Source organism: Limnohabitans sp. (assembly GCF_040400975.1).
In the GTDB taxonomy this organism is placed as follows: Bacteria; Pseudomonadota; Gammaproteobacteria; order Burkholderiales; family Burkholderiaceae_C; genus Limnohabitans_A.
On the sequence record NZ_JBBAPF010000015.1, the window covers coordinates 68,523 to 76,457 of the forward strand.

Genomic DNA, 7,935 nt, shown 5'->3' on the forward strand with positions numbered 1-7,935 from the left:
GCTATAATATAAGGCTTCGCCTTGCTGCACCCCGACAGACGCTGGGGGCAGCTTTTCCAACCATTTGGGTTAACCTCAAGGAGTGTCAATGCGTCATTACGAAATCATTTTGCTGATCCACCCCGATCAGTCCGAACAGGTTCCAGCCATGCTGGAGCGTTACAAAGGCATGATCACTGCCGGCGGTGGCCAGATCCACCGTGTTGAAGACTGGGGCCGCCGCCAGTTGGCTTACCAGATCAACAAGTTGGGCAAAGCCCACTACCTGTGCGTGAACATTGAAGCCGACCAAGCCGTCATGGCTGAACTCGAGCATGCTTTCAAGTTCAATGACGCCGTGCTGCGTCACCTGACGGTGCTGAAGAAAAAAGCCGACACAGGCCCTTCATCCATGATGAAGCAAGTCGAGCGCGAAGAAGCCCGCAAAACCCAACAAGCCGAATTCGCCGCTTGACACTGATCTGTTGAGGAGTGAACCGAACTGAAATTTCAGCCTGTATTGCCGAGCAAGCCGCTTTGCGATACACCCCCGCCGGTTTGCCCGCTTTGGATTTGATTCTGGAGCATGCCTCTGATGTTGAAGAGGCAGGGCAAATGCGAAAAGTCCAGTTAAAACTTCGTGCTTTGGCCATTGGGTCATTGGCCGAAAGACTGGTCAAGCAGGCGGTAGGCAGTGTTTGGACGTTCAAAGGCTTTTTGGTCACCCCTCGGCAAGGCAAAAGTGTTGTGTTGCACATTCAAGAGTTTCAGCAAGATTAATTTCAGGAGGCCCCATGGCCACATTTAAAAAATTCAACAAAGACAAGCGCCCCAAGCGCAACACCCAGTCACTGCTGTTCAAGCGCAAGCGCTTTTGCCGCTTCACAGTGACCGGCGTCGAAGAAATCGACTACAAAGATGTGGACACCCTGCGTGACTTCATCGCCGAAAACGGCAAAATAATTCCTGCGCGCCTGACTGGCACCCGTGCCATTTTCCAGCGTCAGCTCAACACAGCCATCAAGCGCGCACGCTTTTTGGCCATGTTGCCCTACACCGACCAGCACAAAGTCTAAGGAGTCCAACCATGCAAATCATTCTGCTCGAGAAGGTTGTGAACCTGGGTAATTTGGGCGATATCGTCAAAGTCAAAGACGGTTACGCACGCAACTTTTTGATCCCCCAAGGCCGCGCTCGCCGCGCCACTGAAGCCAACAAGGCTGAGTTTGAAGCTCGCCGTGTTGAACTCGAAAAAGCTGCTGCTGCAAAGTTGGCTGAAGCGCAAGCTCAAGGTGAAAAGCTGTCCGGTACAGTTGTGAAGTTGTCACAAAAAGCCGGTGTGGATGGCCGCTTGTTCGGCTCCGTCACCAACCATGACATTTGCGAAGAGTTGAACAAACTTTCCTACAAGCTGGTCAAGTCTCAAATTCGCATGCCCAACGGCCCCATCAAGATGGTCAGTGATTCCACTGTCGCTGTGGCACTGCACACCGATGTGGTGGTTGAGGTGACGGTTTCGGTTTACGGCGAATCGGCCTGATTTCTGCTGCTTTATGAAAAGCCGCCGGGCCTTGTGCTTGGCGGCTTTTTTCTTTGGGCTTCACGCGATCTGACTTTTACAGGGCAGAACACCGGATGCACAGCGCTTATCCACAGCTTTATCCCGAGCCTGCCGCGTTTTTGCGACTAACATGCCCTTTTGAGGTTTTGTACCTATGTCTGCCGTTTTTGCTCCTTCATTGAACACATTCCCTTTCGACCTGTCGGGTGACAGCCAGGTGGCCAACTTGCGCGTGCCACCCCATTCGATTGAAGCCGAGTCCAGTGTTCTGGGCGGACTCTTGTTGGACAATGGTGCTTGGGATCGCGTGGGAGACTTGCTGGTTGACAATGACTTCTATCGGCACGAGCACAAGCTGATTTATGCAGCCATCGGGGCGTTGATCAACGCTTCCAAGCCGGCCGACGTCATCACCGTGAACGAACAGTTACAGAACCAGGGCAAGGTCGATGAAATGGGCGGCTTGGGTTACCTGAACTCCCTGGCGCAATACGTACCCAGCGCCAGCAATATCCGCCGCTATGCCGAGATCGTGCGCGAGCGCTCGATCCTGCGCAAACTGGTTTCCGCCAGCGACGAGATCGCGACCAACGCCTTCAATCCCCAAGGTAAGGCGATTGACCGCATCCTGGACGAAGCCGAGCAAAAAATCTTCAATATCGGTGAGGAAGGCTCACGCATGAAGCAGGGCTTTCAGTCGATGGATACGCTGGTGGTGGAGTTGCTCGACCGCGTGCAGGAGATGGCCGACAACCCCAATGACATCACGGGTGTGCCCACAGGCTTTTATGACTTGGACCGCATGACCTCAGGTCTTCAACCGGGCGATATGGTGGTGCTGGCAGCGCGGCCTTCGATGGGCAAGACGGCATTCGCCATCAACATCGCCGAGCATGTGGCCTTGAACGAAGGTTTACCGGTAGCGGTGTTTTCGATGGAAATGGGTGCTTCGCAACTGGCCGTGCGCGTGGTCGGTTCCATTGGGCGCATTGACCAAGGCCATTTGCGGACGGGCAAACTCAATGACGATGAATGGCCGCGCTTGACTGAGGCGATTGAAAAATTGCGAACCGTATCTTTGCACATAGACGAAACACCCGGACTCACACCCTCCGAGCTGCGCGCGAATGCCCGCCGTTTGGCGCGTCAATGTGGCAAGCTGGGCTTGATTGTGGTCGACTATTTACAGCTGATGAGCGGCTCGGGCGGCTCAGGCGGCGACAACCGCGCAACCGAGTTGGGTGAGATTTCGCGCGGTTTGAAGATGTTGGCCAAAGAGTTGCAATGCCCAGTGATTGCTTTGTCTCAGCTCAACCGAAGCGTAGAGCAGAGGACTGACAAGCGGCCCATGATGAGCGATTTGCGGGAATCGGGCGCCATTGAACAAGATGCAGACATCATCATGTTCATTTACCGCGATGACTACTACAACAAGGATTCGAAAGAGCCAGGGGTGGCCGAAATCATCATTGGAAAACAGCGAAATGGCCCCACAGGGACCGTGAAGCTGACTTTCTTGAAGAACTTGACCCGTTTTGAGAGTTTGGCCTCAGGCCTCAGCGACGATTACTGAGGCCTGCACGTCAAAGCATGATTCGATGCGTTAAAGGGTTTCGCTGGCAAAGTCAGCCAAGCGAGATCTTTCACCGCGCGCCAAGGTGATGTGCCCACCATGCGCCCAACCCTTGAAGCGGTCTACGGCGTAAGTCAAACCCGAAGAACCTTCGGTGAGGTAGGGCGTGTCAATCTGGGCCAGGTTGCCCATGCAGATGATCTTGGTGCCAGGACCCGCGCGTGTGATGAGTGTTTTCATCTGCTTGGGGGTCAGGTTTTGTGCTTCGTCGATGATCACGTACTTGTTCATGAAGGTACGCCCGCGCATGAAGTTCATGCTTTTGATCTTGATGCGGCTCTTGATCAATTCGTTGGTCGCTGCTCGGCCCCATTCACCCGAATTACCACCGTCGCCCTTGGCCAAGAATTCGAGGTTATCGTCCAATGCGCCCATCCAGGGACCCATTTTTTCTTCTTCGGTACCGGGCAAAAAGCCAATGTCTTCGCCTACGCTCACCGTTGCCCGGGTCATGATGATTTCGGTGTAGCGACGGTCATCCAGTACTTGTGTCAAGCCTGCAGCCAATGCCATCAGGGTCTTGCCTGAGCCTGCCGTGCCCGCCAAGGTGACGAAGTCCACATCCGGGTCGGTCAGCAAGTTCATGGCAAAGTTCTGCTCGCGGTTGCGTGTGGTGACGCCCCAGACAGCATTTTTTTGATGGGTAAAGTCTTTCAATGTTCGGAGCACTGCAGTTTTCCCCCGAATCTCGGTGACTCGGGCGTAAAGACTGGGCTCACCGGGTGCTTCAAAGAAGACAAACTGATTCATCAGCAAGTTGGGGACAATCGGGCCACTGATCCGATAAAAGGTGTGCGTGTTTTGTTGCCAACTTTCGACGGATTTACCATTTTTATTCCAAAAATCGGCTGGCAATGCCAATGAGCCCGGGTAGAGCAGGTCGCCATCTTCAAGGGTCTTGTCGTTTTGGTAGTCCTCAGCTTGAAGGCCCAATGCCCGCGCTTTGACGCGCATGTTGATGTCTTTTGAAACCAAAACCACATCGCGCGGTGCGTGCAACACACCTAGTGCTTTGACCACGCCCAAAATTTGGTTGTCTGCCTTGCCTTGGGGCAGGGCCAAGGGGAGACTCAGGTCGAGGGCTTGAGTCTGGAAAAACAACTGACCCATGGCATCGTTGTGGCCGGTGGTGCTCAAGGGCGAGCCTTGGCTCAGATCGTTGCTTTGCGCGCTGGCCAACGCATCCAGTGAGCGGCTGGCTTGACGCGCATTTCGAGCTACTTCGGTCATGCCTTTCTTGTGACCGTCAAGTTCCTCCAGCACGATCATGGGTAAAAACACATCGTGCTCTTCAAAGCGGAACAAACTCATGGGGTCGTGCATCAGCACGTTGGTGTCCAGAACAAAAAGCTTTTTGGGGCCATTGCGTCGCTTTGCACGAGCAGCGACCGGGGGGCTGGCCCGATTGGCTGATTTGGCTGAAGAGGGTGCTGTTTTGGCCTTGTCAGCGCGAATCGGAGTTTGCAAAGGCACTTGGGGCATTTCACGCATGGTGAGGGATGGACGTGCGCGCGAGATGGATTTTGGTGTTTTACCTTCCATCGTGGTCTCGACCGAGGGTTTCTGTTGTTGCTTGCTTTCAACTTGAACCATGGTTGATGAGACGTTTTCGGTGATGCTGGCCTCAAAGGCTTTGTGACTCAAGCGGCTGGCTCTTTGCGAGGGGGCTGGGGGCAGTGGCATGAAAGAAGGTCTCTGTTTGAAAATGCGAACGTAAAAAAAGCCGCCTATTGAACCAAGCGGCTTGGGGTCAAGTTTTCGACGTAACTTTTATTCAGTGGCATGAAAAGATTATGCACGAGCCATGTGACTGAACAGTGAACTGATTTCAAGCGGCAGCTGTTGCCTTTTTCAGATCTTTAACGGCTTGAAGCACTTCTTCTACGTGGCCTGGGACTTTGAGGCCGCGCCATTCGTTCTTGAGTGTGCCATCGGGACCAACCAAAAAAGTGCTCCGCTCAATGCCTTTGACCTTTTTGCCGTACATGATTTTGTTTTTCACCACGCCAAACATGTGACACATTTTCTCTTCTGTGTCTGCAATCAGCTCGAAAGGCAATTCAAGTTTGGCTTTGAAATCGTCATGGGACTTCATGTTGTCGCGAGAGACACCCAACACCAATGCGCCGGCTTTGACGAAATCTTTGTATTTGTCGCGAAACTGCATCGCCTCTGTGGTGCAGCCGGGCGTGTTGTCTTTGGGGTAGAAAAACAAAACAACCGTTTGACCCAAATGAGAGACGTTCGAAAATTTCAATCCGCTGGTGGCGTTGGCTTCAAATTCGGGGAGGGGTTTGTTCAGAACGATCGCCATGGAACTTTAACTCGCTTGTCTGGTTGAGCGTATGCCACCTGCACTAGGCAACATTGCCGCCGCAGGCCATTGGCCTCGGTAATCTCGTATTTTACTCTGAACGGCGATTAAGGATGTGCCCACTGCGCAATCAAAGCTCAGCATTTGGAATGCACGCTTTAGGATTCGATCAAAAGAAGTGCCACCACCTTGCGCCCTTCACTGGCCAATATGTTGTAAGTTCGACACGCTGCAGCAGTGTCCATGGTTTCCACGCCAATGCCTTGACTGATCAAGTCTTGTAACCAATGGGGTTTCGCAAAGCGCAGTTTTTGGCCGCTGCCAAAAAGTACCAGTTCAACCCCCATTTCGGCCCAAGGCTTGAAGTGGCTCTGATCAAGGGTCTCAAAATTGGAAGCTCCCCAAGCTGCAGGTAAGATTTCGGGCAAGCTGGTGACCGACAGGGATTGCCCATAACGAATGCCGTTGACTTCAATCCATGCACGGTCATAAGCATTGATGACGGGTGCATTCGATTTGTCGGGTTGGAGTTTCATGGGGCAGTTTGGCGAGTGCGAAAGGGGATTAGGGGATTGACTCAAATAGATGGCCCGTTACAGGGCTTGATTTGTGGTCAAATTATAGGTTTTCTCCCTCGTGAAACTCCCAATGGAGGCACTTTGAAGCCCATTCAAAAATCAGCCAAGCTTGCCAACGTTTGCTATGACATTCGAGGCCCTATCATGGACCGCGCACGTCAGATGGAGGAGGAAGGGCAGAAGATCATCAAACTGAATATCGGCAACCTGGCCGTTTTTGGTTTTGATGCACCTGAAGAAATCCAGCAAGACATGATCCGGAACTTGCCTAATTCGGCGGGTTACTCGGACAGCAAAGGCATTTTTGCGGCCCGCAAAGCCGTGATGCACGAAACCCAAAAGCAAGGAATTTTGGGTGTCACGCTGGATGATATTTACTTGGGCAATGGGGCCAGCGAGTTGATCGTTATGGCCACCAACGGCTTGCTCGACAATGGCGACGAGTTGCTTTTACCTTCGCCCGATTACCCGCTGTGGACGGCAGCAGCGAGCTTGTCAGGGGGCACGCCTGTGCATTACCACTGCAAAGAGGCTGATGGCTGGATGCCCGACTTGGCCGACATTCGTGCCAAAGTGACGTCGCGCACCAAAGGTATTGTGGTGATCAATCCGAACAACCCGACCGGCGCCTTGTACTCGGATGAACTGCTCCACGGTATCGTGGCTATCGCCCGAGAGCATGGCTTGGTGATCTTTGCCGATGAGGTGTACGACAAGGTCTTGTACGACGGCGTCAAGCACACGCCTTTGGCCAGTTTGTCCCAGGATGTGCTGACTTTGACCTTCAACTCACTGTCTAAGAGCTACCGCTCTTGCGGTTACCGTGCAGGCTGGATGGTGATATCGGGTGACAAGAAAAGGGCCCGCGATTACATCGAGGGCTTGAACATGCTTTCCAACATGCGCTTGTGCGCCAATGTGCCGGGCCAGTGGGCCATCCAAACGGCCTTGGGTGGGCACCAAAGCATCAATGAATTGGTGGGTGAGGGCGGTCGCTTGCGAAAACAGCGCGATTTGGCCCACCAATTGATCACGTCGATTCCGGGGGTCAGTTGCGTTAAGCCTCGCGCAGCTTTGTACATGTTCCCCAAATTGGATCCTCAGATTTATCCGGTCCATGATGACCAGGATTTCTTCTTGCAGTTACTTGAAGAAACCAAGGTCATGTTGGTCCAGGGTACGGGGTTCAATTGGCCTGCTGCTGACCATTTCCGCATCGTATTTTTACCCCATGAAGACGACTTGCGTGAGGCCATTGCGCGCGTTGCTCGTTTTTTGGCGGGTGCTCGCCAGCGTTTTGGTACCGAAGCCCTGGTGTCCTGAATTCAACCTTGCCCAATTCATTCGGGCGCAATGCAGTAAAGAAGATAAAAATGAAACCGATCAAAGTGGGCCTCTTGGGCGTGGGCACTGTGGGCAGCGGCACGTTCAACGTGCTGAAACGAAACCAAAAAGAAATTCAGCGTCGTGCAGGACGTGGCATTGAAATCAGCATGGTCGCTGATTTGGACGTGGCGCGAGCCAAGGCGCTGGTGGGTGAGGGCGTACATGTGGTCGCCGATGCCCGTGCCGTGATTGCCAACCCCGAGATCGACATCGTGATTGAATTGATTGGCGGCTATGGCATCGCCAAATCTCTGGTGCTCGATGCCATTGCCGCAGGCAAACATGTGGTCACCGCCAATAAGGCCTTGCTGGCGGTGCATGGCACCGAAATTTTTGCCGCAGCACAAGCCAAAGGCGTGATGGTGGCTTTCGAAGCCGCTGTGGCAGGTGGCATCCCGATCATCAAGGCGCTGCGCGAGGGTTTGACTGCCAACAGCATTCAGTGGGTGGCCGGCATCATCAATGGCACCACCAACTTCATCTT

General features: G+C 53.4%; 10 protein-coding genes. 7 read left to right on the top strand and 3 right to left on the bottom strand.

The features are described 5' to 3' along the window. Positions 1 to 88: 88 nt before the first annotated feature. The 5 genes from rpsF (at position 89) to dnaB (ending at position 3,113) form a co-directional block, all read left to right on the top strand. The gene (rpsF, locus tag ABWQ00_RS10290) at positions 89 to 454 is read left to right on the top strand and encodes a 30S ribosomal protein S6 (protein ID WP_353238583.1); all 366 of its coding nucleotides are present in this window, start codon (positions 89 to 91) and stop codon (positions 452 to 454) included. Between the two features lie 17 nt (positions 455 to 471). Beyond that, positions 472 to 759, top strand: a complete 288-nt coding sequence (priB, locus tag ABWQ00_RS10295) for a primosomal replication protein N (RefSeq protein WP_353238584.1) — start codon at positions 472 to 474, stop codon at positions 757 to 759. A gap of 14 nt (positions 760 to 773) precedes the next feature. Continuing rightward, positions 774 to 1,055: a 30S ribosomal protein S18 gene (gene rpsR, locus ABWQ00_RS10300; protein ID WP_019427495.1), complete on the top strand. Its 282-nt coding sequence runs from the start codon at positions 774 to 776 to the stop codon at positions 1,053 to 1,055. A gap of 11 nt (positions 1,056 to 1,066) precedes the next feature. Then, positions 1,067 to 1,519 carry a 50S ribosomal protein L9 gene (rplI, locus tag ABWQ00_RS10305; protein ID WP_353238585.1) on the top strand — a complete coding sequence of 151 codons (453 nt, stop codon included), beginning with the start codon at positions 1,067 to 1,069 and terminating at the stop codon, positions 1,517 to 1,519. A gap of 175 nt (positions 1,520 to 1,694) precedes the next feature. Next, a complete protein-coding gene (dnaB, locus tag ABWQ00_RS10310) occupies positions 1,695 to 3,113 on the top strand; it encodes a replicative DNA helicase (protein ID WP_353238586.1) in 1,419 nt (472 codons plus the stop codon). 30 nt (positions 3,114 to 3,143) lie between these two features. Here dnaB and ABWQ00_RS10315 read toward each other — a convergent pair whose 3' ends face one another. The 3 genes from ABWQ00_RS10315 to ABWQ00_RS10325 form a co-directional block, all read right to left on the bottom strand. Beyond that, on the bottom strand, positions 3,144 to 4,817 hold the full coding sequence (locus tag ABWQ00_RS10315) for a PhoH family protein (RefSeq protein ID WP_502908120.1): 1,674 nt from the start codon (positions 4,815 to 4,817) through the stop codon (positions 3,144 to 3,146). Positions 4,818 to 5,001: 184 nt separating this feature from the next. After that, a complete protein-coding gene (locus ABWQ00_RS10320) occupies positions 5,002 to 5,487 on the bottom strand; it encodes a peroxiredoxin (RefSeq protein WP_353238588.1) in 486 nt (161 codons plus the stop codon). 158 nt (positions 5,488 to 5,645) lie between these two features. Continuing rightward, positions 5,646 to 6,023: an Mth938-like domain-containing protein gene (locus ABWQ00_RS10325; RefSeq protein ID WP_353238589.1), complete on the bottom strand. Its 378-nt coding sequence runs from the start codon at positions 6,021 to 6,023 to the stop codon at positions 5,646 to 5,648. A 123-nt stretch (positions 6,024 to 6,146) separates the two neighbouring features. Between ABWQ00_RS10325 and ABWQ00_RS10330 the strand changes: the two genes are divergently transcribed. Beyond that, positions 6,147 to 7,388, top strand: coding sequence for a pyridoxal phosphate-dependent aminotransferase (locus ABWQ00_RS10330; protein WP_353238590.1), 1,242 nt, complete (start codon positions 6,147 to 6,149; stop codon positions 7,386 to 7,388). Positions 7,389 to 7,438: 50 nt separating this feature from the next. Then, positions 7,439 to 7,935, top strand: a 497-nt coding sequence (locus ABWQ00_RS10335) for a homoserine dehydrogenase (RefSeq protein WP_353238591.1), incomplete at its 3' end; no start/stop codon positions are given.

Coding starts and splice junctions, on each gene's coding strand:
- dnaB (WP_353238586.1), top strand. CDS start 1,695: ATGTCTGCCGTTTTTGCTCCTTCATTGAACACATTCCCTTTCGACCTG.
- rpsR (WP_019427495.1), top strand. CDS start 774: ATGGCCACATTTAAAAAATTCAACAAAGACAAGCGCCCCAAGCGCAAC.
- ABWQ00_RS10325 (WP_353238589.1), bottom strand. CDS start 6,023: ATGAAACTCCAACCCGACAAATCGAATGCACCCGTCATCAATGCTTAT.
- ABWQ00_RS10320 (WP_353238588.1), bottom strand. CDS start 5,487: ATGGCGATCGTTCTGAACAAACCCCTCCCCGAATTTGAAGCCAACGCC.
- rplI (WP_353238585.1), top strand. CDS start 1,067: ATGCAAATCATTCTGCTCGAGAAGGTTGTGAACCTGGGTAATTTGGGC.
- rpsF (WP_353238583.1), top strand. CDS start 89: ATGCGTCATTACGAAATCATTTTGCTGATCCACCCCGATCAGTCCGAA.